The 24,508-nt window shown below is 58.7% G+C and carries 20 protein-coding genes; 9 read left to right on the plus strand and 11 right to left on the minus strand.

The window, feature by feature from the left end; translation table 11 throughout:
- Nucleotides 1-64 precede the first annotated feature (64 nt).
- The 3 genes from C5J26_RS26495 to C5J26_RS26505 all read left to right on the plus strand — a co-directional run bounded on the left by C5J26_RS26495 (nucleotide 65) and on the right by C5J26_RS26505 (nucleotide 3,808).
- Entirely contained in the window at nucleotides 65-703 is a 639-nt protein-coding gene (locus tag C5J26_RS26495) for a LysE family translocator (RefSeq protein ID WP_105404484.1), read from the plus strand.
- A gap of 17 nt (nucleotides 704-720) precedes the next feature.
- Nucleotides 721-1,629 carry a dihydrodipicolinate synthase family protein gene (locus tag C5J26_RS26500; protein ID WP_105404485.1) on the plus strand — a complete coding sequence of 303 codons (909 nt, stop codon included), beginning with the start codon at nucleotides 721-723 and terminating at the stop codon, nucleotides 1,627-1,629.
- 775 nt (nucleotides 1,630-2,404) lie between these two features.
- Nucleotides 2,405-3,808 carry a hypothetical protein gene (locus C5J26_RS26505; RefSeq protein WP_105404486.1) on the plus strand — a complete coding sequence of 468 codons (1,404 nt, stop codon included), beginning with the start codon at nucleotides 2,405-2,407 and terminating at the stop codon, nucleotides 3,806-3,808.
- A 22-nt stretch (nucleotides 3,809-3,830) separates the two neighbouring features.
- On the opposite strand, the gene C5J26_RS26510 is transcribed toward C5J26_RS26505, so the two are convergent.
- From C5J26_RS26510 to C5J26_RS26530, 5 genes are all read right to left on the minus strand, one after another.
- On the minus strand, nucleotides 3,831-4,760 hold the full coding sequence (locus C5J26_RS26510; RefSeq protein ID WP_105404487.1) for a family 16 glycosylhydrolase: 930 nt from the start codon (nucleotides 4,758-4,760) through the stop codon (nucleotides 3,831-3,833).
- Nucleotides 4,761-4,802: 42 nt separating this feature from the next.
- On the minus strand, nucleotides 4,803-5,945 hold the full coding sequence (locus C5J26_RS26515) for a glycosyltransferase (protein WP_105404488.1): 1,143 nt from the start codon (nucleotides 5,943-5,945) through the stop codon (nucleotides 4,803-4,805).
- Nucleotides 5,946-6,429: 484 nt separating this feature from the next.
- Nucleotides 6,430-6,711, minus strand: coding sequence for a hypothetical protein (locus tag C5J26_RS26520; RefSeq protein WP_172746097.1), 282 nt, complete (start codon nucleotides 6,709-6,711; stop codon nucleotides 6,430-6,432).
- Between the two features lie 152 nt (nucleotides 6,712-6,863).
- Nucleotides 6,864-8,198, minus strand: coding sequence for a polysaccharide biosynthesis/export family protein (locus tag C5J26_RS26525; protein WP_245441280.1), 1,335 nt, complete (start codon nucleotides 8,196-8,198; stop codon nucleotides 6,864-6,866).
- A gap of 27 nt (nucleotides 8,199-8,225) precedes the next feature.
- Nucleotides 8,226-9,308, minus strand: coding sequence for a glycosyltransferase (locus tag C5J26_RS26530; RefSeq protein ID WP_105404534.1), 1,083 nt, complete (start codon nucleotides 9,306-9,308; stop codon nucleotides 8,226-8,228).
- 320 nt (nucleotides 9,309-9,628) lie between these two features.
- On the opposite strand from C5J26_RS26530, the gene C5J26_RS26535 reads away from it, so the two are divergent.
- The 4 genes from C5J26_RS26535 to C5J26_RS26550 all read left to right on the plus strand — a co-directional run bounded on the left by C5J26_RS26535 (nucleotide 9,629) and on the right by C5J26_RS26550 (nucleotide 15,425).
- Nucleotides 9,629-10,348, plus strand: a complete 720-nt coding sequence (locus tag C5J26_RS26535; protein WP_105404490.1) for a sugar transferase — start codon at nucleotides 9,629-9,631, stop codon at nucleotides 10,346-10,348.
- A 291-nt stretch (nucleotides 10,349-10,639) separates the two neighbouring features.
- A complete protein-coding gene (locus C5J26_RS26540; RefSeq protein ID WP_245441281.1) occupies nucleotides 10,640-12,670 on the plus strand; it encodes a glycosyltransferase family 1 protein in 2,031 nt (676 codons plus the stop codon).
- Nucleotides 12,667-14,340 carry a Wzz/FepE/Etk N-terminal domain-containing protein gene (locus C5J26_RS26545; RefSeq protein WP_105404491.1) on the plus strand — a complete coding sequence of 558 codons (1,674 nt, stop codon included), beginning with the start codon at nucleotides 12,667-12,669 and terminating at the stop codon, nucleotides 14,338-14,340. The genes C5J26_RS26540 and C5J26_RS26545 overlap by 4 nt, the downstream gene beginning before the upstream one ends.
- On the plus strand, nucleotides 14,337-15,425 hold the full coding sequence (locus C5J26_RS26550; protein ID WP_245441282.1) for a glycosyltransferase family 2 protein: 1,089 nt from the start codon (nucleotides 14,337-14,339) through the stop codon (nucleotides 15,423-15,425). Before C5J26_RS26545 ends, C5J26_RS26550 begins: the two co-directional genes overlap by 4 nt.
- 5 nt (nucleotides 15,426-15,430) lie before the next feature.
- On the opposite strand, the gene C5J26_RS26555 is transcribed toward C5J26_RS26550, so the two are convergent.
- On the minus strand, nucleotides 15,431-16,867 hold the full coding sequence (locus tag C5J26_RS26555; protein ID WP_105404493.1) for an oligosaccharide flippase family protein: 1,437 nt from the start codon (nucleotides 16,865-16,867) through the stop codon (nucleotides 15,431-15,433).
- Between the two features lie 85 nt (nucleotides 16,868-16,952).
- On the minus strand, nucleotides 16,953-18,917 hold the full coding sequence (locus C5J26_RS26560) for a hydrolase (protein WP_105404494.1): 1,965 nt from the start codon (nucleotides 18,915-18,917) through the stop codon (nucleotides 16,953-16,955).
- A 306-nt stretch (nucleotides 18,918-19,223) separates the two neighbouring features.
- Between C5J26_RS26560 and C5J26_RS26565 the strand changes: the two genes are divergently transcribed.
- Entirely contained in the window at nucleotides 19,224-20,642 is a 1,419-nt protein-coding gene (locus tag C5J26_RS26565) for an NAD(P)-binding protein (RefSeq protein WP_105404536.1), read from the plus strand.
- Nucleotides 20,643-20,649: 7 nt separating this feature from the next.
- The gene (locus C5J26_RS26570) at nucleotides 20,650-21,726 is read left to right on the plus strand and encodes a glycosyltransferase family 4 protein (protein ID WP_105404495.1); all 1,077 of its coding nucleotides are present in this window, start codon (nucleotides 20,650-20,652) and stop codon (nucleotides 21,724-21,726) included.
- A gap of 21 nt (nucleotides 21,727-21,747) precedes the next feature.
- Here C5J26_RS26570 and C5J26_RS26575 read toward each other — a convergent pair whose 3' ends face one another.
- From C5J26_RS26575 to C5J26_RS26585, 4 genes are all read right to left on the minus strand, one after another.
- Complete coding sequence (locus C5J26_RS26575) at nucleotides 21,748-22,479, minus strand: hypothetical protein (protein ID WP_105404496.1); 732 nt, start codon at nucleotides 22,477-22,479, stop codon at nucleotides 21,748-21,750.
- Between the two features lie 58 nt (nucleotides 22,480-22,537).
- On the minus strand, nucleotides 22,538-22,660 hold the full coding sequence (locus C5J26_RS33565; RefSeq protein WP_256386094.1) for a hypothetical protein: 123 nt from the start codon (nucleotides 22,658-22,660) through the stop codon (nucleotides 22,538-22,540).
- The gene (locus C5J26_RS32890; protein ID WP_172724526.1) at nucleotides 22,657-22,818 is read right to left on the minus strand and encodes a hypothetical protein; all 162 of its coding nucleotides are present in this window, start codon (nucleotides 22,816-22,818) and stop codon (nucleotides 22,657-22,659) included. Before C5J26_RS32890 ends, C5J26_RS33565 begins: the two co-directional genes overlap by 4 nt.
- A 771-nt stretch (nucleotides 22,819-23,589) precedes the next feature.
- Nucleotides 23,590-24,501 (minus strand): nucleoside hydrolase, encoded by a 912-nt coding sequence (locus C5J26_RS26585; protein WP_105404498.1) that lies wholly within the window; start codon nucleotides 24,499-24,501, stop codon nucleotides 23,590-23,592.
- Nucleotides 24,502-24,508: the final 7 nt, after the last annotated feature.

The following is a 24,508-nucleotide window of genomic DNA, read 5'->3' on the forward strand; positions in this document are numbered from 1 at the left end:
GACAATCGTCACCGGTAGGAATTGCATCTTTCGATGCTGGATAAGGTTTAAAGGGCTTCAAGGAATGGATTCCGACCTGCATCAGTTGTTCGTAGTCTATGCAGCATATGTCATCGCCGCTGGTAGCCCCGGCCCGAGCAACATGCGCATCATGGGCGTGGCGATGGCGCGCGGCAGAGGCGCTGCGCTCATGCTTGCTTCCGGCGTTGTCAGCGGCTCGATCTTCTGGGGCCTGATGGCCTCGACGGGCATCTCCGCCTTGTTGGCCAGGTACGCTCACGCCCTGATCGTTCTCCAGATTTTCGGGGGTTTGTATCTGCTGTTCCTCGCCATCAAGGCCGGACGTTCGGCGCTGATGTCGAACGAGAAGCTGGCGGCGCGCGTGTCGGCGGATGAAGTTGCTCTTTCTCGAGCCGCGCTCTACCGGCGGGGCCTCTTGATGCATCTGGCGAACCCGAAATCCGTGCTTGCATGGATCGCGCTGGTCACGTTGGGCATCGGCCCGAGTTCTTCGTGGGAAAGCATCGCCGCTATATTGGGTGGCTGCGCCGTCTTGAGCGTCGCGATCTTCTGTGGCTACGCCATTGTCTTCTCCACAGCGCCGATGGTGGCTCTGTACCGCCGCTGCCGCCGCTGGATCGAAAGCCTGCTGTCGCTGTTCTTTGCGTTCGCGGGGCTGCGCATGCTGCTCTCTCGTATTTAGTTTAAAAAGGTTGGATCATGACTTTGTTCAATGGCCTGTCTGCGTTCCCCCTGACCCCGACCGATGCTGAAGGGCGCGTCGACGCCGAGGCGCTGGCCCGTTTTCTCGAGCGTATCCATCACGCGGGTGCAGATTCCATAGGGCTGCTCGGCAGCACGGGTGGCTATGCATACCTCACGAAGGAAGAGCGCAGGCGTACAGTCGCGGTTGCCGTTGAATGTATTGGCGGCAAGACGCCTCTTGTGGTGGGTGTAGGAGCATTGCGCACCGACGAAGCTCAGGCTTTGGCGCGCGACGCCAAAGCCGCCGGCGCCGACGGCCTGCTCCTGGCGCCCATGTCATACGTTCCCCTGAACGAGGACGAAGTCTTTCAGCACTTCGTCGCTGTGGCCGAGGCCGGGGAATTGCCTTTATGCATCTACAACAATCCCAGCACCACGCGCTTCACGTTCAGCGATGCGTTGATCGCCCGGCTGTCGGCGGTGTCCAACGTGGTCGCCGTGAAAATGCCTCTGGCAGCAGGTGGCGATTACGCCGGTGAACTCGCCCGCCTGCGACAGGTCATCCCTGACAGGTTCACGATCGGGTACAGTGGCGATTGGGGGGCGGCCGATGCCTTGCTTGCCGGATGTGACACCTGGTACAGCGTTGCGGCAGGTCTGCTGCCGGGCCCAGCGCTTGCCCTGACGCGTGCTGCGCGGGCCGGCGACATTGTCGAGACCGCGCGGTTGAACAAGGCTTTCGAGCCGCTCTGGACCTTGTTCAAGCGCTACGGCAGCTTCCGCGTTATGTTCGCCATTGCCGACCTCCTGGGTCTGGCGCACGTCCAGCCGCCGCGTCCGATCTTGCCGTTGCCGAAGGACGCCGAAGATGACGTCAGGCTGGCATTGGAGATGATCGAGGGCGCGGCCCCGCAGAGGTTTTGATCTGCCGGACGCGGGTTCGGGGACATCTTCCATATCTGCCTTTGCTCAGCCGCGGTTCCGAACTAGGTCAGCGCGACGGACCAAACTGCACGTTTAACCACTGCGGCATCGGCTTCAGAAAGTTAAGCAGGTAGCCGGCCAGGGATCGTAGATCGTCTCGCCCCGGCCAAAGCAGTCCTCACTCTCGGAGGACTCTTAACGATTTGGGTGCGACGAACGTCGATTCTTCCTAAACCTTTTGATGCTGTTGCCACAACGGCTCAAAGCGATACGATCCACTTGCGATACGGAGATAACCTAGGGCTCGGCTCGGAAAACGACCGACCTTGGGTTTTGTCGTAACTTGCGAAGCACGGCGAAGGCTCGAGCCTTGGGACGGATGGAGCGCGTGCCTTCGAACAGGTCGTTCGGCTCGCGTTCCATGTCTTGCGGCCCATAGCGACCATACACAGTCCCCAATGCGTCCTGATGTGAAGCACGTTCGGCTCCACGGAACGAGTGAAAAGGATCAAGATGGAAGATCTACAGGGCGCCTATCTCGATCCGGTCCTGAGGAGGTGGAAGGCGATCTTCACGCAAGTGCGCCCCGATGCCCGTACCAAGCCTGGGGCCAAGCGGAACCCGCCGACTTTCATTGCCGAAACACGGGGGAGGACGGAGCAAGGCGCCGAAACGGCCGGTTCGGCTCCCGCTGCCATCGGCCCGCGATCTCCTTTGCCGGCATCAAATACCGGACCAATTGGCTGATGGGCGCCGGCAACGACAGGTATCGCGCATGAGTTTGGAGCCTATCGGAATATTTACGCTCGTTCTGGGGCTCTACTGTCTGTTCGCGGGATACCATGCGAGCATCGTCGTGTTCATCGGCCTTTCCGTTTTCGGTGCTGCAGCCGCGATCCTGGCGGGTTCCGCAAACATCCAGCCGGCACACCTCTTTCTCGCATTCCTTGCCCTTAGCGTCCTGACCTATCGAGACAAGTTCAGCATCGCGCTGAAGGCACTGTCCTTCCCTAATCCCGGGTTCTGGCTGGCCTGTCTGCTGATCTACGGAACTGCGTTGGGTTTTTTCGCGCCGCGCCTGCTTGCCCGCATGACGGACATCATCCCGCTCGGCGCTTCCGAATATCCATCCACCGGCAGCACCGTGCCTTTGGGGCCGGTCTCCAGCAATTTTACCCAGGCGGTCTACGTTTCCGCAGATCTTCTCACCTATGTCCTGATCCTGGCGATCGGATCCACCATGGCCGGCTTCAGGGCGATCATCGTCGGGGTGCTGGTGTTCGCCGGCGCGAATGCCTTCTTTGCTCTGCTCGACATCGCGACCTATGGCACTGGGGCTCAAGACCTCTTTCTCTACATCCGCAATGCCCAATACACATTTCACGATGATGACGTCGTAGCCGGTGTCAAGCGTATCGTCGGCTCATGGCCGGAGGCGTCGGCATTCGCCGGCATCAGCCTCGCCGCCGTCGGGTTTACCGGCACGCTGTGGCTCTGCGGGCGCAACCTGAGATGCAGCGGCGCACTTTTTCTTGTCACGACCCTTCTGGTGATACGGTCTACGTCGTCGGCAGGCCTATTGGCTTTGCCGCTTTGCTTCGTGATCTTGTATATCACAGCCGTCTTCCGCTGTGGCGGACAGTCCGGAGCCCGGAACAGTTCAGCGATCCTGCTGTTTGCGCCGCCGCTGATTTGCCTCATCGCATTGGTGATTGCCATCAACGATGCACTTTTCCGGCAGCTCTACGACTATTTTGACCTGCTCATCTTTAGCAAGTCCACGTCGCATTCCGCGGTCGAACGCAGTTCCTGGAACACCTATGGATACCAGAACTTTCTCGATTCCTACGGTCTCGGAGTTGGCCTTGGCACCTCCCGCACATCAAGCTTCCTGTTCGCCCTGCTCTCCAATGTGGGGATACCCGGAACGATCATGTTTTCGCTCTTTGCGATCTCGGCATTCTCGAAACGGCGCGGGATGCGACGCACCTTCACCTCGGATGTCCGGCTTGCCGCGCGCAACGGCTGCGCCTGCCTGATGATCGGCGCCATGGTTGCGGGGCCGACCGTCGATCTCGGCCTTGTGTTCTTTATCCTGGCCGGCCTTTCGAGCGCCGAGCCGGAGCACGAACCGGTGACTGTTTCGCCGACCCGCTACGTGACCGTGAAGGTGAGTTGATTGGCCGCCTCAAGCTTGTCCGTCAGGCATACACCCGGAAATAATCGACCCGCATACGTGTGAGCGTGTCCGCGGGCAAGAGTGGCTGCGGATAAGGGACATCCGAACGCAGGGCAAGCGTGAGGACCGGCCAGAATACATCCTGCTCGGCATCGAGTTGTGCGGAGCGGTTGATCGTCCAGACCGCCGGCATTCCGGTCCTGGTATCAATGATGGGCTGCCGTTCGAAATAGATCGTGCATTCGGTGTCGGTGACCAGCACCCCGTATCGGCAATAACCGGCGGTCATATCGATCGGCGTGGGCACGCCGGTTCCTTCACTGTGCTCGCCGGGTTGCCCCCATTCGTGCAGATAGGCCCCGTAGAGCGTGGGTTCCCAGCCCTTGTGCTCGACGACGTCGATCTCGATGCTCGTTTGAGGACGCAGGATGCTGCGTCCATTCATCATCCAGAAAGCCGGCCAGCTCAACGGGTGTCTTGGAAACAGCATCCGCGCCTCGAAATAACCGCGCCGCCAACCTTTCAGGATCGTGCCATCGCGCTTGGCCGTCTGAATATTGCCCGATATCCATTGAAACTCGGCGAGGTTATTGCCGTAATAATGGGGGACCTTCATCGGCTGTCCAATGTGCTTTGCAGCCACTTCCAACGCCTTGCCATCGCTCGCGTTCGGGTCGTCGACAATCGCATAGGGATTGAAACCCTCTTCGCCGCTGTCTCTCGCGAAGGCCGAACGGCCGTAAAAGCCCGGCTCGGAGGTCGTCGGCTTCGGACCGGCGTTCCAGGTCGACCAATCGAGCCTAGTGAAATTGTCCTCGAATATCAGGGCTCGCCCGCTGGTCGGGTCCTCCAGGCGCTCGGATGCCTTCGATCTCCAAACGAGACCGCCGGCGAGGCCTGCCGAGGCCAAGGCGCCGACCGCGAATGAGCGGCGGGACAATAAAGTCGTCATGATCCACCTCACGTCGTTTCATTCAGGCTGACCCGCAGAGATCTATGCCGCTGCCGCACTCCGCAACGCCTTGGCATGCACCTCAAGCACCCGCTCCGGGCTGTAACAGTCAATGAACTCCTGCCGGAAGCTGGCATGGGCCTGCTCGGCGCGCAGATTGTCGCAATAATAAATCATCGCGTTCACGAGCTCTTCGCTTCGATCTACCGGCACGAGCAGGCCGAGCCTGCTGTCGACGAGGATATCGCTTGGGCCGAATTCGCAATCGGTCGCAATGACGGGCAGACCAAACCGCAACGCTTCACAGATCGCCAGCGACCACCCCTCCCATCGGGACGTGGAGACATAGACGTCACTTGCCACCAGCGCGGGCTGAGGATTATCGGGATGGTGCTCCAGGCTTACTACGTCCGTGAGGCCCCGGCGGTCGATCTCTGCCCGCAAGGCCGCCTCCCCGTCGCCATAACCGACGATTTTCAGCAGGACATTGCTGCGTTTTTTCCGCAGCTCGGAAAATGCGGCCAAAAGAATGTCCTGGCCCTTTTGGAAGGAAAAGCGACCGACATTGATGAAGGTGACATTATCGTCGACGCGCGCCCGGTCGGCATCGGAAAGGTCAAACTTTCGCACGGGGTTCGGCACCCAGTAATGCGGGCGCTTGCTCTTGAACATCGCGTTGAATGCAGTGAGCTGCCGCGGAGAAGTTCCGAAAACCGAAGCGATCTTCGGAAGAAAAAACGTCTTCATCAACAGGAAGAGTATCTTGGCCTTGATATGGCTGCGCTCCCGCTTGGGGTTGCCATGAAGATGGACGGCAAACCGGCGCCGGATGCCGATGCAGGAGGCCATGCAGATCACCGTCGGCTCGATCTGCGGCACGACGATCAGGTCGTAATCCTTGCTCGCAATGACTTCCCGGAAGTTGCGCATCAGTTCGATCCGGCTCGAAGCCACGCGGTCGATAATGGTGTAATTCCTGCCCTCCGTCGGGCGATTTTTGTGAACCGATGTGTAGAGAACGTCCACCTCGAAGTCGCTTCCATACCGATCCATCAGACCGGAGCAGATCGTATCCACGACCCTCTCGATACCGGCGAAAGCGCTCGTACCCGGTTGGACATAGAGGATCTTCAAAGGTGTAGGGGGGCTAAGTCTTTCGGAGTAGGGCATGGTTGCTATTTGCATATACCTAACCTCTTTGAATTTTCCCGAAGACCTGGTATAGTAAGATTGATCTTACGTAGAAGACCTACATCATCATCGCAATATCTTTAAGTAAAAACTGGAAGAGCGCAAGAATTATTTGACATATATAGCAATAACATTGCGACAATGTCGATGCAACCGCAACGGTTTTCTGGGCGCCCGTCATCGAGTTAACTGTGGCCTTTGGAGGAACTGTACTTCAGTTGCCATCCTGCGACATCTGCATTGTCGGGTCGGGCCAGCCGGCACCACGCTTGTGCAGGAATTGTCGAATACAAACCTGCACGTCACTCTTCTGGAGAGCGGCGGCAGGCGCTTTCGTCCACTCCCGTAAACCGAAACGGTGCTCGCATAACAGAAGGCGGCAATACTCTCACGCTCGCAGGCTGGCGCAAGTTATCGGGTGGCCTCGACATTGACCCGTCTGGTTCAAGATCAGTGCCATCGATCGGCCTTGAGCTTCTCATTCTCCGGAGTATTTCGAATTCGCGCCCAGCGAGGATTGTTCTCGCTCGTTTACCCGCCTCCGGACATAGAGCAGATAAAAGATTCCATTCATGGCGACACAACCCGCCTCAAGCGCCACCGCCATCAGGAACGCCCAGGTCAGCGCATCGGATATCGAATAATCGAGAACAATTGCGGTCGTCGCCAAAACGATGACGACTGCCAGAACGAAAAGCGTGAAGATCAAAATTGGCAACCGGGCTGCGCAAAGCAAGCCGATGATGAATGCAATGACCAAGACCCAAGTCATCAGCGTCCTTTGACCAGTTTCGTCTCCGGTATTTGAGAATTTTATTCTAACATGTGCTGAATGTTCCTAGCAAGCGGGAATCGGCGGGCTTCCGGCTCCCAGCCGGATGGCTATTTTGTGCTGTCGGATCCGGCTGCGGTTTAGAAATTCTTCCGCCGAATATCCCTTGCTCGTCTTTCCACCCGCACGACATCGCCCGGACCCACCTCGTCATTGTCACTGACAACCAGGGTCCGCATCGCTCCATTGATTGTCCGATTGACCTTGATGACAAACGCTGGCTCGCCGTCGGCTTCCAGAGCGGCAAGGGCGGCGGGAGCCCGCAATTCGATGTTTGCCAGAAGCGCACGCGCCGTTTTCGCCTTTTCGTAATTGGCCGCCAGCCGATCCCGCAGGTCCACGGCCTCGGTAAGCGCGTCACCTCTGTATTTCTGGCGAAAATCGCCCATTTCCTGATCGAGTTTGGCGAGATCCTGCTGCGTCTTGAGAATTGCAAGCGAGACATCCAGGCTGCGGCTTTCGAGATCCGCGAGGCTTTGGTTTGCGCCCAGCTGCCGAGACGATACCGTCAGCCCCTGGGACACCATCTTGTTGACGGCGCTCAGATCCTTTGCAGCCATTTCGGTCTGCCTGGCGAGCGAGCTTTCCTTGAGCCGCAGGGTTTCGAGCTGGTTCTTGGCCAGAATCTTGGCCTGACCAAGTCTTTCGAGTTCCGTGTTCATCAGGTGCAGCCGGGTCTGAAACAATGCCTGCTCATCCTGCATCACGCGCGCCAACGCCGGTCGGGAGGCTTGCGATGTCAGATCCTGCGGGAACGAGATCGTGGTCGCGCCAGCCAGAAGCGCCTCGACACGCGCTTGACGCGCCAGAAGGCCATAATGTTCGAACTCCAGTTGGCCGAGGTCCCCGTGACTGACCAGCGCATCGCGCTGGAGAGCGAGCATTTCGGGATCTCCCTGCCCGAGCCCGCCAGCCATGCTGATTGCCTGGATCACCGTCAGGCCAGGCACATAGCCATATTTCCCCGGCTTGGACACCAAGCCGGTGACGAAGAATGGCCGGTAGACCGAGACCTCCACGGAAGCATTGGGCCGCTTCTGCAGACCGACCTGTTTCTGAAGCTGCTCCCCGATCAAGCCTGATACGTCATCCAGCGTCTTGCCGGCGACCGAAACAGTGCCGATGATCGGAAGCGATAACGTACCTGCCGCGGAAACGGCGAATTCACCTGTCAACGGCACCCATTCGAACGCCACTCCGGCATTCGGCCGCCATTCGAAAACGCGAATTTTAAGGACGTCCTGCGGCCCGAGCGTATAGTCGGCCGCACCTGCCGGAATGCCCGGAGAAAGAAGCGCAAACCAGGCCATCAGCATCAGGAGAAACTTGGCCAGGTAGCACAGCCGCGAGGCTGGCGCGGACGATGGCCTGACATACATCGCAAACGGGCGCTGCAAGAAGCTCAGTCGCTGCATCCGGTCACTCCTGTTTCTCCAATTGGCTTAAGCTATTCGCACGTCATCCCAGATCGGCCCCTGCCCGGTCAGATGATTGGCGTAGGACCTGAATTTATCGATGAAAACCGACGTCCTGAAATCCTGCGCCCGCGCCACGGCGTCGGCGGGGTTGAGATCCATTTTATCGAGACGCTCCACGGCATCGATGACGGCCTCGATCGATTGGATGGGGAAAAATACACCGGTCTTGCCGGCGATGACGGTTTCCGTCGCTCCACCCCGTCCATAGGCGATGACAGGGCGCCCGCTTGCCATCGCTTCAACGGGCACGATGCCGAAATCTTCCTCGCCCGGAAATACGAGTGCCCTGCAGCGTGCGTAGTGGTGCTGAAGGACATCGAATGGCTGGGCACCCATGATCGTCACGGTCGGCCCGGCGATCTTGCGCAGGCGCGCCAGCATTTCGCCGCCGCCGATGACCACCAGCTTCGCCTTCATCCGGTTGAAAGCTTCCACGGCGAGATCCGGGCGTTTGTAGCTCACCAGTTCCCCAGCCATCAGATAATAATCCTCGAGGTCGCCGGTAGCGACCGGTCGAAAAGCCTGGGTATCGACGGGCGGATGGATGATGAGCGCATCTCTGCGGTAATAGCTTTTCACCCGCTGCGCCACCGTCGTGGAATTGGCGATGAATTCATCGACACGGCTGGCCGTCGCGACATCCCAGGTCCGCAAATAATGCGCCAGCGGCGGCATCATCATCCGCGTCAACCTGCCGGAGGTTTCATAGTACTTATTATACATGTTCCAAATGTATCGCATGGGTGAATGACAGTAACAAATATGGATGGCCGGCGAGGTAGGTATTACTCCTTTTGAAGGACCCGACTCGCTACTAATGACGAGGTCATACCCGCTGAGGTCCAGCTGCTCCAAAGCCATGGGCATCAGCGGCAGATATTTTTTGTACATCCGCTTCGCGTAGGGCAAGGAATCGATGAAGGTCGTTTGGATGCGATGCTTCCGGATTTCCGCTGAAATTACAGTGGGATCATACACATGGGTATAGATATCGGCGCCCGGATAAATCCGGCAGAGCGCCTCCAGGACCTTTTCCCCGCCCCGCATTCCGACCAGCCAGTAATGGACGATTGCCACCCGCATGAAGTCTCCCCATGACCGAACAACAGCCAAATTCGTCAGCCATTGCAGCAATTTGACCCACGTTCTAGATCGAAAGAAGTAGATATGATTATCTACCCCGGAATGTGCAGTTTAACTCGCACATATATCGGTAAATAGTGCCGATACATTCCATGATGCCTAAATAGTGCGCCGCAATAAAAGTATTGTCAAATGAAATACCAGGCGCTAACGTGGGTGTGGATGCCGCTATAGATTGTCTGCCCATACCCTTTCGTCTTTTATCTAGAGTACGGAGCCAGCAGATGAATGACATGAATGTCAGTGGTAATTTGAATGCGATGAACGGCACGCATCTTCAGGCACCCGAACAATTTGCTTTCCCGAGGATCGGAAACGAAGCGTCCCATGGCCTCTCGGTCTATCTGAAACGGGCTCTCGACACGGTCATTTCTCTTATTGCCCTTATCGTTCTCATGCCGATGATCGTGATGCTGATCGCCCTGCTTTATGCCGTCCAGGGCCGCCCGATCTTCGTTGGGCACCGCCGGATCGGCAAGAATGGGGTGATGTTCCCTTGTCTCAAGTTCAGGACAATGGTCCCCAATGCCGATGAAGCTCTGCTTCGGCATCTCTCCGCCAATCCGTCGGAGAGGGCGGAATGGGCCGCCACGCGCAAACTGAAGACCGACCCCAGGATTACGCCGCTCGGCGCCTTGCTGCGCAAGAGCAGCGCCGATGAGATACCACAGCTCCTGAATGTCATACTGGGACAAATGAGCATCGTCGGCCCTCGCCCGATCGTACCGAGCGAGGCGGAGTTCTATGGTCGCCACTTCGTGGATTACATCCGGGTTCGGCCGGGCCTGACTGGGCTTTGGCAGATCAGCGGCCGCAACGACATCAGCTACAACGCACGTGTCGAACTCGACATGCGCTATGTCCGGGAACAAAGCATCTGGGGGGATATCGTCATCATGGCCAAGACCGTCCCGGCGGTCCTGCGCGCGCACGGCAGCTATTGATTATTGAACCCGCCCCCGCGGGGGGCGGTTAAGAAACGGCGGACGTTCTGCGGGAGCGGGCGCAATACGGCAGACGCAATGCAATAGCTTTGAGGATCAGTACATCTTGCAAGCCAGCTTTGAGATCGTCAGCAGAAACTTTCAGCAAAAAGAGACCGCCATCTGCTTGTCGCCGCGGTCTTGTTTTTCGCAAACCGAAAAATTGGCAGATGAGCGGGGCCGCCTCGTCCATCGCCCTTGGTACCCGCACATTACCCCTCCTTTCCGCGCGAACGATGATGGGGGGCAGTCGTGAGCTCAATCGAGCACTGCGCCATCAACGGGCGGTTCCTGACGCAAGATGCGACCGGCGTCCAACGCTATGCGATGAATGTCGTCAAGGCTCTCGACCGCACCTTCGGTCATGGTGAGCGCTTGCCGATAATCGCGCCCGTCGGCACGCCGGACCCGGGTTTTGCCCGACTTCCGCTGGTCACCGCCGGTGATTTCGGCGGGCACGCGTGGGAGCAGACCGTTCTTGCCCAAACTTGCCGTGGGCCGCTGCTCAATCTTTGCAATTCGGCACCCGTTCTCAAGAAGGATCAGATCGTCTGCATCCATGACGCCAACATTTTTGCCGCCCCCGAAAGTTATAGCCGCGCCTTCCGTATGGCCTACTCCCGGCTGCATCCGCTCCTGGTTCGACGTTCCGCCCGCATCGCCACCGTCTCTCACGCATCGGCCCGGCAACTCGCCCGCTACCTGCCTATCCGGCAGGAGGACATTGCTGTCCTTCCCAATGGCCATGAACACGCTCTCGAGTGGGACGCCGGGCTGGCGAAGGTTGCGCCGCAAGTGGTCAGTGCCATAGACGCAAGAGGCCGCCAATTCGTTCTGGCGCTTGCCTCTCGTGCCCAGCACAAGAACCTTGGCTTGCTGATGAAGGCTGCAGCGGCTCTTGACGAGCTGGATATCGACATCGTCGTCGCCGGCGGAAGTGCCGGTATTTTTGCCTCTGACCTTCTCGAAAAACGGCCCAACCTCCTTCTCGTGGGGCGGGTGTCGGACGACGATCTAGCCTATTTCCTGAAGCATGCACTCTGTCTGGCGTTCCCCTCCATCACCGAGGGTTTCGGGCTGCCCGTTGTCGAAGCCATGGCCCTGGGTTGCCCCGTCGTGGCGTCCGATTGCGCCAGCATGCCTGAAGTATGCGGTGCGGCGGCGCTGATGGCTTCTCCCTTCCAGCCGGAGGAGTGGATCAGGCATATCGCAGCCCTGAAGGGGTCCGATCTGCTCAAAGGCGAGCTGCGCGGTCGGGGCTTGAAGCAGGTGCGCAACTTCTCCTGGACGAACACCGCAGCGGGTTATCGGGAACTGCTTCAGAACCCCGCGAAAGGCCTTGTTCCGCATAAATCGCCAAGGTCGACGGAACTTAGCCTGGCGGTGGTCATCGCCACCCGCGGTCGCCCGGCCGTCATCAGTGCGACGGTACGCCATCTTCTCGCAACCCAGACGGTTCGGCCGGATACGTTGGTGGTGTCCTGCGTGGATGCGTCCGACGTCGGCGATCTGGTTTCCGATCCCAAGGTGACGATCGTCACGGGAAAGGCCGGCCTTGCAGCCCAACGCAACAGAGCGCTCGCCAACCTGCCTGCCGGAACGGACGTGGTCGTCTTTTTCGACGATGATTTCGTCGCCCACGCAAATTGGCTGGCATCCGCCGTCTGCGCGTTTCGCGATGAAATCCGCCTCGTTGGGTTGACGGGGCACGTCATCGCCGACGGAATCAAAGGCCCCGGTATCCCCTTCGATGAGGCCCTTCGCCTTCTGGATCGTGCGCCATCCCCTCGCTCGAGGTGGCATGAACCCTACAGTCCCTATGGCTGCAACATGGCTTTCCGCATGTCCGCCATCGGCGACGCAAGGTTCGACGAACGGCTGGTCCTGTACGGCTGGCTGGAGGATCGTGATTTCGCGGCCGCGCTTGCCAAGCAGGGTGGACGCTTCGTCAAATCGGACGAGGCCTGCGGCATACATATGGGCGTCAAGAGCGGCCGCGTGAGCGGTGAACGGCTGGGATATTCTCAGATCGTCAACCCGCTCTACATGATGCGCAAGGGCACCATGACGCTTGCGCAGGTTGCCGACCAGGTTCTGCGCAACATCGCCAGCAATTTCGGCCGGCTGTTATGGGCGGAACCGTTTATCGATCGTCGCGGGAGGGTCAAAGGCAATCTCATAGGTTTTGCGGATGTTCTGCGGGGACGCCTGGAGCCTGAGCGTGCTGCTCGGTTGCCGGTCTTCAGCGCTCGTCCGCTGCGAGCAGGAGGGAAGGCCAAATGACTTTCAACAGGCCTGGTCCTCTGGAGGAAGCTTCCCGTATGTGGCGCGTGGATCGCACACCGCCAGGCGATCCCGGGGAAGGTCCTCTCGCGCTGCTGCGCCTGATGATCGCGCTTGCGTGGCGTAACAAGATACGACTCGTCGCGTGCACGGCGGCGGGGTTTCTGCTCGCCTTTCTTTATGCGGCCGCTCTCCCCAAGGTGTACAATGCCACGGCAACGCTTCTGCTGGAGCCGCGGCAATTTGCTTCCTCCGACCGCGACATCAGCGGGCAACAGAACCTGGACCTGAACAGCGCCGAAAGCGAATTGCAGATCATCCGTTCGGAGCGGCTTCTATCCGCCGTCTTCGACAGCCTTGTCCTTCAAGGTGACGCCGAACTCGGTCCCCGGCCGCCGAAGGAATTCAGCGGGCTGGCGGTTCAGGTGCAGGACACGATGTCGACGCTCGTGGACAACGGGTTGACGACGCTTGGCAAGACATCAAGGCGGGCCGAGGATGCTCTGGATCCGACCGCGGATCCCTTAGAAAACGCCCGCCGCATTGCCTTCGCGAATTTCATCAAACGGCTGAGCGCACGGCGAGTGGGGCAATCCTACGTCGTCGAAATCGAATTCTGGTCATATAATCAGAACCTTCCTGCCCGTGTCGCAAACGCCATGGCGTCGGGATACATCCTCCAATCGATTGCCTCAAAAGAGCAGATGGCACGAGCTGGCACGGACACGCTGCAGGGACGACTGGACTCGCTGGCTACCCAGGTCAACGCTGCCCGGGAGGCAATGAGGAACGGCACGTTACCCGTGCTGGCCACACCGGATGCCGATGCTCGGATCATCGGCGCCGCACTTCCGCCACTCGATCCCTCCGGCCCGCGCAAGGCACTGATCGCCGCATTAGGTGGGCTGCTGGGGTTTCTGATTGGTATGTCGACCATAGCCATCAACGTGGCCTTTGATCGACGGGTGCGCGATACGAAGGAACTCTCGCAGGAAACCGGCATTCCGTGCCTGGCAACGGTTCCGGACACCGGCAAGACGGCAGGCATCGGGTGGCGTTTCGATAGCCCCGCGCTCCAACGATACGCCAGCGTCATTCGCGACTTGAAAACCTCCGTCGATGTCGCCTGCGCATCGCAACGGCGGGAAAGAAACATCGTGATTGCATTCATCGGGGCAACGGCTGCGACCGGCGTTTCAACCCTGTCTCTCAGCATGGCGCAGCTTCTGAGCCGAAGCGGCCACCATGTGACGTTCTTCTATTCGGGGCTGCCGTCCTTGGTCGAAGAAACATCCAGTTCCTCAACCTCCCTGGCCGACGTGGCAATCTCAGGACTGAAGGCGGATCAGCTGTCGTTCGGCAATCTCGATGGCATTGCCACTCTGCCGATCCACTCGACAGACCCGCATATCGATATTTTTGCGGATTTCCGCCATCCCAGCGTCTTGCGGATTCTGGAATCGGCTCGATTGAAGGGAGATGTCATCTTCGATCTTCCGGCCCTTGATACATCCCTGGATGCGCTGGCGCTGGCATTTCATGCCGATGCTGTCTTGATCGTCGCAAAGAGCGGACGCACGACAATTGAGGAGGTGAAGGACGTTCACAACCAGCTGCGGCGCGCCGGCGCGCCGGTGATCGGCACCGTAGTCAACAGGGTCAGGTCATGACCGCAGACCCCATGGCTTCCCCGCAAACACCTCCACAGGCGCAGGATTCCCTCGGATCTGAACAATCCACGGATGATCCGGAGGGCAGTATCTGCAAGCTCGCGATCATCATCACCTGCTTCAACTATTCGCAATTCATCAGGCGCGCGGTTGAAAGCGTCCTCTCGCAAAAGTGCCGGCAGTGCCAGATCCTCGTGATCGACGACGGCTCAACCGATGGTTCGTGGGAGGTGATCCGCGAGCTGGGGGTGCGTGCGTTTCGGCTTACAAATGGCGGTCAGCGCAGGGCCTGTCTTTTTGGCCTCGAGCAGACACAGGCACCCTTCGTCCTATTTCTGGATGCCGATGATGAGCTTCTTCCGCAGGCATTGGAGATGATCCTCGCCCACCTGGACGACGGCGTTGCGAAACTTCAGTTTCCGTTGAAGCGGATCGATGGCGACGGCAATGTCATCAGCGGCCCGATACCCGAACTCCAGGCGTTCAGAGGGCGTGAACTGGCGGGCCGGGTCTTGCGTACCGGTGTCTACGCGACCCCTCCGACCTCGGGCAATGTTTTCAGACGCGACGTGTGCGAGCTCCTGAAGGACGCAGACTATGACAGGGCTGTCGATGGCATTATTCTGTTCGCGGCTCCGTTCATCGGCGACGTGGTGAGCCTGGCGCAGCCGCTCGGTCTTTACCGGGTCCATGACCGCAACGATTCCGGCTTCGGTGACGAATTGAATACACAAGCTTTGCATCGGGATCTTCAGAGATTCGTCGCCAGGACGGAGCATCTACGCCGGATCCTGCCAGACTATGGCCATCGGTCCGGTCTCGTGTCCACCGAGCATGCCTATTTCTACCGTGAGCGGCGCTTTTATCTTGCGGTGGCGGAGGACGAACGGATTTCCTTCGCCAGCCTGTCTGGGCTTGTGGGGCGGTTGTGGCGGGACAAAAACCCGCTGCGGATGAAGGTTTCCATGACACTGTTTTTCACGGCCATCAGTCTGCTTCCCAGAGATCGCGCCCGAAAGGCGCTTGCCTATCGTCTGGGCGCCGGGACCCGCTCGACGCGCGGGCTCATTCGGGCGCTGATCTGAGCGGATTATCGATCGACCAGATCAGGTCTTCCGGCTGTAAGGGCAATCCGCATGCCCAGCCCGAACAGTGTGGCGAGGTAGGTGGCGGTACCCGCGCTCGCTACCGCGATAAGCTGTATCGCGACGGGCAGACCGGACGCCGGCATTCCCGTTCGCAGCCAGATGACGACAACTGCCATGACAGCCGCGGAAATCAGAACTTTCCAGAGGTTCCGGAGCTGCTGCCAAGGCCCCAGCCCGAACAACCGCCGTGCCTCGACAACGTAGAAAACAGCCATGACGGAAGCGACCAGGATTCGGCCAATGCTCGCTCCATGGGCTGCAAGAAGATAAAAGCCGACGGAGATCAGAACGACCCGGAAGCACAGGTCGATCGCGTTGAGCCTGAAAATGACGGAGGGACGATCGAGAGCGAGGCTCGCCGAATAGAGCGTCTGGAAATAGGGTATCGGAATGACCGAAAGGGCGAGCAGGCTGAGATAAGGAGCCGCGTCGCTCCATTGCGCTCCGAGCAGGATAGCGGTCACGAGATCTGCCGTTAGCGAGAGGCCGACGCAAACAGGAAGCGAAATCAGCATCGCGAAACGGCTTGCCTTGAGGAAAGCCGTCCTCATTCGGTCCGCATTCGAACTGATCTGCGAAAACGCAGCCATGACCGGCTGCAGCGCCGGGCCGATGATGCTCTGGGTTGGGATGACGGCGATGTCGCTTGCAACGGCGTAGCGGCCGAGCATGGCGCTGTTTCCGGCAGAGCCGATCAGGAAACGATCGAACTGCCAATTCAAGGCGGACACCAACTGCGCCGAACTGAACCAGCCGATAAAGCCCGCAAAATCCGAGAGCCGGTTCAGCGAGAACGCAGGTCTGTAAGGGGCCACGGCATAAGAAGCGACGGTGGCGACAAATGCGGTGGTCACGAAATTGACGACGATCGCCCAATAGCCGCCACCGGCAGCCACGGTGGCGACTGCGGCCGCAAAAGCGCAGAGCTTGCTGATCGTTTCGATCCCGAATGTCGGGCGGAATTCGAGCGCGCGGGCAAAATGCACCATTGCGGGGCTCATGAACCCCTTCGCGATAGGGCCGAGCGCCATGGCGGCGATCACCGGAACGAGCAGGGGATTTGCGTTCATCAGCGAATACGGCCAAGTCGCGACAAGGAAGATCACGGCGATCGCAAAACTTCTCAACACACCTAGTGTGAAGCCGGTATCAAGGTGGCTCTTATCGAGCTTCGGCAGTCGCACCAGCGCCTGGGTGACCGGGACCTCCAGAACGGTATCTATGACCACGACCAGCGCCATTGCGAGCGCCGCCAGCCCGAACTCCGCCGGGGACAACAGGCGAGCCAGGATGAGTACGTTGAAAAAGTCGATAAACCGCCCGACGAAGCGAGAAAAGACGAGCCAACTGGCTCCTTTGAGAGCTGCGAACGCAAGCATTCTTCACCATGCCTCTATCTCACTACCGGCTCCATAAACAAGGAAGCCTGCGTCGTTCGTCGTTGGTATTCTCCTCGGATGCTCTTCAACGGTTCAGTTTGGCCGAGAAGCCTCGAAGCACATGCGCCATTCCAACGGCGCGGAGCAAGGCCGGCTTCAACCGCGGAAACTCCTGCGCAATCGCTCCCTCGCGCCACAGCTGAGATTTCACGGCCATCAACTTGCGTGCCATCCCGGCTCGTGTCGCCGGTGTAACCGTCGCAATGAATTCGCCTCGCCCGAAATCAACCGATCGGGGCGCGACGCCCAAGGCGGCCATATCCGCCTTGGATGGATTTATGATCGCTTGTTTAAGTCTCAGCCAGGCCCGATCCGCATCGCGTAGAACCTGCGCGCCGCTGGAGAGACCATCGATGTAGCATAGCGCGCCGGTGAGAAGCGGATTGCCAGCGGCTGGATCGAGCCTGCCGAAGCGAATCTCTCCCGAATTGCCGATCACCATGCCGTCATATCCCATGCTGAGGGTTTTGACGGAAGGTATGGCCGGCTCAAAAAGACTCTCGATGATGTGCCAGTACCGCAGGACCACCGTCCTCGTCTTGAACGGATCGTAGAAGCGATCCTCCACCACGAGACCCGCCACATTGGTAAAATGGTCTTCGTTAAGCCCCTTATAATTGCATCGTGCAAACTGCACCGTCTCGAAACGATGCTCCGGTAGCCCGGCGGACAGAAGCCTCTGGGTGCTGCCGTAAAGTCCGGTGTCACAGAGGATAATACGTTTGGCATCACCTGCGATTTGCCCGACATGGATCTTGAAGCAGTCATTCTGACTGTCGATGTCTTGCGCGACAGCGCTGCCGGCAGTCGTATCGAGCATGTCGAAAAAGCGGCTCGCATCGAAAGCCTGCTGCCACTCGTCGGGTAGATCATAAGAACCGTTGCCGAGCGCATGTGCAACGGCGGCGAAACTTGCGCATTCGAATTCCCGCGCAAGCTCATCGAGGACAGCCGGGCTTCTGGTCGCCACCGCTGAGCGGGCAGCAATCAGGCGCGAAATCAGGATGTTCTCGCGATTTAACGAAAGAGGCAGGTCGAGCACGGATTGGAAACGTTCGAAAGCCTCCCGTATGCCAAGTCCCCCGCGCGCACAAAAAAGCATCGTCGCATCACGGTCCGAGCTCACCTGCTGCCCATATAGCCATAAAAAGAGACAGAATTCTGCGACGATCGGACCGAATACATGCTCCCCGAAGTGAGCCTGATCGCCCATTGGGGGTATGGCCCGGCGGGAAGCCGATCCACTTCTGACTTGCCGCAACCCTTCTGCCAGGGCTCCATTGCCTCTTGAAACGAGCCGCTTGAGGCGGTTCTTCGGCATATGGATGGTCTGTATCCCCATGCTCTTTGGTACGAGGCAATCGGCAAGGAGGTCGTCGCCGATGTGCAGGGTGCGCGAAGCGTCCACCCTTTCAGCCTTTAGAACCAGGGAAAACAGATCGCCCTGTCGCTTGCTGGCCTTCAGGTCCGCGCTTGAATAGATCTCGTCCACGAGGCCGGGGCCGTGAAAATGGTCGATGAGTTCGCCGACTTTTTCACCGGACAGCCCCGTATCGGTGATCGCCACCACCCTCACACCGGCTTGACGATGGCGCCTCAACAGCATGGCGAAATCGCCATTCGCAAAAAGCGCCCGCTTTTCGATCTCGATCTCGATAGCGAGCCGCTTCTCTATTACGGAGCGCGACAGCCCGAGAATGGCGACTTGGCGGCGGATGACATCGGAAAGGCACACCTCGCCCCGGCCGCCGCCCATGTTCAGGGCACGGTAGGCCATCTTTTCGGCAAGCAGTCTGACCCGGATCAGTTCGTCGGGGGCCATGGGCGAACCCTGGCCTTGCAGAAAGCGGGCAAACGTCTTTTCACCCGCAATGATGCGCGACCGCTGGGACAGGCCATTGCGCAATAAGAGGGTATCGAACACGTCTGTCGTAATCAGCTCTATGGAATGAAGGGGTCGATTGAGATCATCGAGGCTCCAGCGCGGCATCTAGCATTCCCCTCGCAAGTTTTACCGGAACCGGCGCGCCTTCACGGGTCAGCGCCAATCCAAAATCCCTGACAGAAGTTTCCCCCGAACGCATCCGCAGAAGACGGAGGCATCCGTGCCGATGGCGGAGTATAACAGACATAGACAAATGCCTTCAAGCTAAATTACTATATACCAATTAGTATATCTGCTAAAAATATAATCAATCCGGTATTTATTTGAGCAATAACGTGGATACTATGCTATAAATTGAATTTCTCGCACGGTAATAACTCGGAAGTACTAAATCAAATGGTGGAGACCCGCATGCAGGAGGCGAACTTCCCTACCCCGCAAGAGGCAGCGGACCTTGAGTATGATGCCATTGTTTTGGGAGCGGGGGTTAGCGGTCTCGTTTCGGCTGCCGTGCTGGCCAACCAGGGATGTCAGCAAATCCTGATTGTCGATGAATACGGCCACATCGGCGGAAACCACATGGACTGGTCGACGAATGGATACACGTTCGACATAGGAAGCCTGATTTTCCAGGACGATTCCCCGTTGCTGACGCATTTTCCCGAACTCCTCTCTCTCTATGTGCCGATTGAGCCTCGCTGGGGTCGGTTGAACCCCCAAAAAATGGTCACGGACTATCCGATTTCGCTGCGGGACGATATTTTTCGCGCCGGCGCCAAAGGGATGATGCGCATCTTCGGGTCGGTATTCTATGCACGCCTGTTCCAGCGCAAAATGCGCAATGCAAGAGACTTTTCACGCTACTGGATCGGCGCCGAGCTTCTCCGGCGGTCCGGCCTGGAATCCTATATGCGAAGGTTTTACGGGATCGCGCTCGATCAGATCGACATCGACCTGGCGAAAAAAAGGATGTTGTGGATCAGCGAACATGCCTCGCTGGGCAACCTCGCGCATCGCTTTTTCCGTCGCAGGCGCCAGGGTCCAACCAATAAACAGCTCGCCCGCCCCAAATCCGGATTTGCGCCGCTTTACCGGCTCGCTCAACAAAACCTGGAGAAACGAGGCGTGCAATTCGCGCTGGGCGTCAAACCGGTCGCTATCGATCGGTTGGAGAACGGCTTTCAATTGAGGCTGGAGGACCGCGTGATTACCGCAGGTCGGCTGTTTTCGACGATCCCGATCGAGCGGGTGCAGGCCCTGTGCGCCATCGAGCGGCAGCACGTTCTCAATACCACTACCCTGATCAGCCTCTATTTCAGCTTTAGCGGAGAGCGTGGTTTTCAGCAGCCTATCGTCTACAATTTCTCGCATGATGGCGCATGGAAGCGCTTGACGGTCTATTCCGACTTCTACGGCCAGGCTCATGGGCGGGAATATTTCGCCGTCGAAGTCGTTGCCGACCGACCGGACAGCCCGGTTGAGATGGCCGAATTGGACTTTCGCGCGCATGTTTCGGCGAACGGGCTGTTTCGAGGGGATCTGAAACTCGAAGGCGCCCAGGTCCTGACCAATGCCTATCCCGTCTACAGCCGGGACGCCGCCCGCCAGGCGGAAGAGGCCATCGCTGCGCTGCGTGCGTTTGGAATACAGTCCTACGGACGCCACGGCGGGTTCAACTACCAGCCGACAGCACGTGTCTCCACCCTCGATGCGGAAGCTGCTCTCGGTTTCGAGCGGAAGGCCTCTCAGCCGCCGGGAGCGATCGAAGCTTCTCCTCAGACGGAGCCGGCGCCCTCGCCGCTTCTGATATCCTCTCCCACAATTCCGTGAGCCCACCATGCGGATCATGCATGTTCTTAACCACACCAGGCGATTGAACGGCAATGTGCATGCGGCTGTCGACCTCGCCTGCGCTCAAGCAAAGCTCGGCAACACTGTCTGCATGGCAAGCGGTGGAGGCGATTTCGACGGATTGCTTGCCCGCGACAGGGTAGAAACGGTCTTCGTCGATCAGCAGAGAAAGCCTCTCACCGTACTCAAGTCACTTTGGGCGCTGCGACGCCTCATCCGCGACTGGAAGCCGGATATCGTCCATGCACATATGATGACCAGCGCTGTTCTCTCGGTCCCCGCCTGTCGTTTATCATCGACGCCACTTATTACTACGGTTCACAATGCATTCGAAAAAAGCGCCGTGCTGATGGGGCTTGGCACATGCGTGATTGCCGTTAGCGAAGCCGTCGGGAAATCGATGCAGAAGCGCGGCATAGCGGCATCGAAACTGCACGTCGTCCTCAATGGTACAATCGGATCGGCTCGGTTCGAAGGGCGTGACAGGACGCCTGCGGCCCTTCGCAGTCCCAGTATCCTTTTCGTCGGAGGGCTGCATCCCAGAAAAGGATTGCCTGATCTGCTGGAAGCCTTCCGCCTGGCGCACAAGGAATATCCCGGAAGCCACCTTTACATCGTCGGCGGCGGCCCCTTCGAAGCCGCCTACCGGCAATTGGCTGGCGAAACGGGTTGCGCAAGCGCCATCACGTTTGTCGGCCCCATCGACGAACCCTTTCCCTACATGTTGGGCGCCGACATCTTTGTGCTTCCTTCCCATGCCGACCCTGCTCCGCTCGTCCTGCCGGAAGCGCGTGAGGCGGCCTGTGCGGTGATCGGCACGGACGTGGATGGCATCCCGCAGCTGCTCGGTTTCGGCGAGGCCGGAATCCTTGTCCCACCGCGCGATCCGCAAGCCCTGGCAGCCGTTCTCTGCGACCTGCTGGCGGATCCCGCTCGGCTGGATATGTGGAAGGCGAAGAGCCAGCTGCATATCAACAATCTGACGATCGAGCGCGTCGCCCGCGAGACGCTCGGCGTCTACAGGTCTGCCCTGTCGCCTGGAGCCGAGGTCGTCCCGGCCTAGTCGGCGACGGGAAGTATCGGATTAACCGCGGCCGAGCTGCCGCTTCAGGTAACTGTCGGCGTGCGGATCGGCATAATGGAACAGAGCCGTCGCCCGCACGGCGCCTTCGTCGACTGGCTCATTCGTGTGAATGCTGCGATAGCCCCAGAAGAGATAGAGATTGCCCGGAACCAACGACACATGCTTCATGCCCTTTCCACCTGATGCGCGATTGCGCAGGATGCGTTGAGTGAGCGCATTGTCGAGAATCGCTTTGTCGGTGAGATTAAAGAGGTAATTCGATCGGATTGCGCGGGTATTGGGGATGATCAGGAAGTCGCCGCGCCTGCCGAATTTCGGGATTTCGATCGGTAGCAGCGCCGTAATGGCGTAGGAATCATAGTGAAATATCAAAGAGTGCTCCGTCACGCTTTTACCCGTAAGGCAGCGAAGAATCTGATGGAATTTAACGTCAGGCGCAGGCCGGCCTAGACCGATGGAATAGAGGCGGGAAAAAAGAGCCTTGAATTCCGGGGAATTGCCGAGGTCGTCGAGGCCCGATCCCGTAAGCTCATCGCTTTTCAGCGAAATCGTCTGGCGGCCCTTACCCATGATCGCGGAGGCAACAAAATTTTGCATCTGGCTGAGATCTTCGGCTGCCAGGAAGTTGGGAGAGCAAAAAATTCCGTCTTTGTCGATCTGCTGAGCAATACCGCGAACGTCCCCATTCGATAGCGTAGATAGCCAATATTTGGCGTTGCTGAGATAAGACATGGCAGGCTCCGTATCAGCGCGTGGTTCTGTTCCTGGAACGCATCAGGAAACGCTCAGGTCAGGCGATCAACAGGATCTGTCCGGAAAACCGTGCCGACTTGGCGCGGCGGCTGAAACTGCCCTGCTCCCTGCTGTCGATGCCGTCCGGCAACAAAGGGCCGGACCGGCGGTCGAGACTCAATCGACCCTTCCTATGCGCAGCCGCCGCCTGGGCAAAGCGGGCACGTGATCGTCCTGGTTTCCTTGCAACAGCAGCGGCGAGGTCATCCGCTCCGGATCAAGCAACCGCCATTCCCTTTCAAGCCGCAGCCTGATGGATATCCAGATGTCGTTTGTCATAACCCACCCTTCGATCAGGATAAAAATCCATCATTCCCAAGGCATCGAACTACGATGATTTCCGCTTAGACCCGGACCAGACCGTGTAAAAGATACCCGCGAAATAGCCAGCTTGCATCAAAAGAAAGCAACCGGATGTATAACCAAAAGAAACTACAGGGTTACCTTGGTACTCATATGTAATTATACCGAAGACAATCGAAGCAATGGTCATCTGCGCCAACGCTGCTGGCGCCAGCAATTTCACCGACTTTCTCAAGAGCAAGCTCATGCGCGCCACTCGCTTCGCTGGTCTTCCTGATGTACCAACACGCTATTCAGGCCATTAACGGTTCAAGGCTTCACCGCTTCCGCCCTTCGATGAAAAGACGAGAATGCGGCTCCGCTTCGGAATTCGAAGCGAACAGCAAATCGCACCGGGAAGGAAGAAACTCTTTGTGATGATGCACTACGCCCAATGACGTAAATCCACGCCGAGGCCTGGACCGTGCCGGGGCAAGCGAGACGCCGACAGGAACTAGTCAAAATGGCTCAATTTAACGGGGCAAGGCCACAAGGCGAAAAACACAAAAAACCTTGTGCGTGGAGGCACAAGGGCATGGGTGAGAATGGGTTTGGTTGCGGGGCCTGAGCGCACGGAGACTTGTAGATTCGCCGCTCTTGAAACGATACGAAACAACGACACCTCGGCCTACGACGAAAGCCTCTAGAAAGCAGGGTGCCGTGAGACCGACTGAATAACACAATTGCGCCCGCTTCGATGGGACACGATTATCGAAGTGCGTTCACAAACAGCCGACGGAATTCCTCCGCAATAACGAACCTGACAACCGTGCAATTCGTTGTCCGCCCGGCTAGATGCCGCTCGCTGACTGCTGCAACCACCTGTCCGGCGGCCGGCCCGCTATCAGTGCAGATGGTGACATGCGCCTGCACGGTCTCAAACATTTCCGGCTTCAGCATCCAGGCGATAGCTGCCGGATCATGCAGGCAGGGGTCCTTTGAGCCGTAGTTGATCAGCAGATGCGCCGCTTCCCTGGCGACGGTGGTATCGATCGCCTGAACCTGGCGTATCATATCATCCGTCACGGTCGCCTGGCGGGTAACATCGAGGCCGATCATGGTGATCGGGATACCGCTGTCGAAGACGATAGCGGCTGCGTGCGGGTCGACGGCAAAATTGAATTCGGCGAGCGGCGTCGTATTTCCGGGGCAGAAGGCGGCGCCCCCCATGATGGTGAGGGCGCTGATGGATTGAGGCAGATCTGGATCGAGCAGCAGCGCCAGCGCCAGATTGGTCAGCGGACCGGTGGCGCAGATATGCAATCCCCGCTCCTCCCGGGCGATGCGGGAAATCTCGTTTGCCGCATGCCCATCCGCCAGCGGCATTGTCGGGAAAGGCAGCGTGCTGCCGGCAAGCCCATCTGCGCCATGCATGATGGAGGCGCGGCCACGCGAGGCCATGATGGGTCGTGCCGCACCCGAATAAACCGGAATATCTCGCCGGCCGCACAGTTCGAGGATTCGCCTTGCATTGTTGACGACGGGCTCCAGGCCAACATTGCCGGCAACGCAGGTGAGCGCGATCATGTCCAGCGCGTCGGGTCGGCCGAGCACCAGAAGCATCGCCAGCGCATCGTCGGCGCCTGGGTCGCAGTCATAGAGGAAACGCAAGGCGCTCATGTCTCGC

It is taken from the genome of Neorhizobium sp. T7_12 (genome assembly GCF_002968535.1).
GTDB classification, from domain to species: Bacteria; Pseudomonadota; Alphaproteobacteria; order Rhizobiales; family Rhizobiaceae; genus Neorhizobium; species Neorhizobium tomejilense.

What these genes read in the sequence shown, in the direction of transcription:
- C5J26_RS26525 (WP_245441280.1), bottom strand. Translation starts at nt 8,198, where the DNA reads ATGCAGCGACTGAGCTTCTTGCAGCGCCCGTTTGCGATGTATGTCAGG.
- C5J26_RS26535 (WP_105404490.1), top strand. Translation starts at nt 9,629, where the DNA reads ATGAATGACATGAATGTCAGTGGTAATTTGAATGCGATGAACGGCACG.
- C5J26_RS26545 (WP_105404491.1), top strand. Translation starts at nt 12,667, where the DNA reads ATGACTTTCAACAGGCCTGGTCCTCTGGAGGAAGCTTCCCGTATGTGG.
- C5J26_RS26570 (WP_105404495.1), top strand. Translation starts at nt 20,650, where the DNA reads ATGCGGATCATGCATGTTCTTAACCACACCAGGCGATTGAACGGCAAT.
- C5J26_RS26560 (WP_105404494.1), bottom strand. Translation starts at nt 18,917, where the DNA reads ATGCCGCGCTGGAGCCTCGATGATCTCAATCGACCCCTTCATTCCATA.
- C5J26_RS26550 (WP_245441282.1), top strand. Translation starts at nt 14,337, where the DNA reads ATGACCGCAGACCCCATGGCTTCCCCGCAAACACCTCCACAGGCGCAG.
- C5J26_RS26510 (WP_105404487.1), bottom strand. Translation starts at nt 4,760, where the DNA reads ATGACGACTTTATTGTCCCGCCGCTCATTCGCGGTCGGCGCCTTGGCC.
- C5J26_RS32890 (WP_172724526.1), bottom strand. Translation starts at nt 22,818, where the DNA reads ATGACAAACGACATCTGGATATCCATCAGGCTGCGGCTTGAAAGGGAA.
- C5J26_RS26495 (WP_105404484.1), top strand. Translation starts at nt 65, where the DNA reads ATGGATTCCGACCTGCATCAGTTGTTCGTAGTCTATGCAGCATATGTC.
- C5J26_RS26565 (WP_105404536.1), top strand. Translation starts at nt 19,224, where the DNA reads ATGCAGGAGGCGAACTTCCCTACCCCGCAAGAGGCAGCGGACCTTGAG.
- C5J26_RS26530 (WP_105404534.1), bottom strand. Translation starts at nt 9,308, where the DNA reads ATGCGGGGCGGGGAAAAGGTCCTGGAGGCGCTCTGCCGGATTTATCCG.
- C5J26_RS26575 (WP_105404496.1), bottom strand. Translation starts at nt 22,479, where the DNA reads ATGTCTTATCTCAGCAACGCCAAATATTGGCTATCTACGCTATCGAAT.
- C5J26_RS26500 (WP_105404485.1), top strand. Translation starts at nt 721, where the DNA reads ATGACTTTGTTCAATGGCCTGTCTGCGTTCCCCCTGACCCCGACCGAT.
- C5J26_RS26555 (WP_105404493.1), bottom strand. Translation starts at nt 16,867, where the DNA reads ATGCTTGCGTTCGCAGCTCTCAAAGGAGCCAGTTGGCTCGTCTTTTCT.
- C5J26_RS26585 (WP_105404498.1), bottom strand. Translation starts at nt 24,501, where the DNA reads ATGAGCGCCTTGCGTTTCCTCTATGACTGCGACCCAGGCGCCGACGAT.
- C5J26_RS26515 (WP_105404488.1), bottom strand. Translation starts at nt 5,945, where the DNA reads ATGCAAATAGCAACCATGCCCTACTCCGAAAGACTTAGCCCCCCTACA.
- C5J26_RS26505 (WP_105404486.1), top strand. Translation starts at nt 2,405, where the DNA reads ATGAGTTTGGAGCCTATCGGAATATTTACGCTCGTTCTGGGGCTCTAC.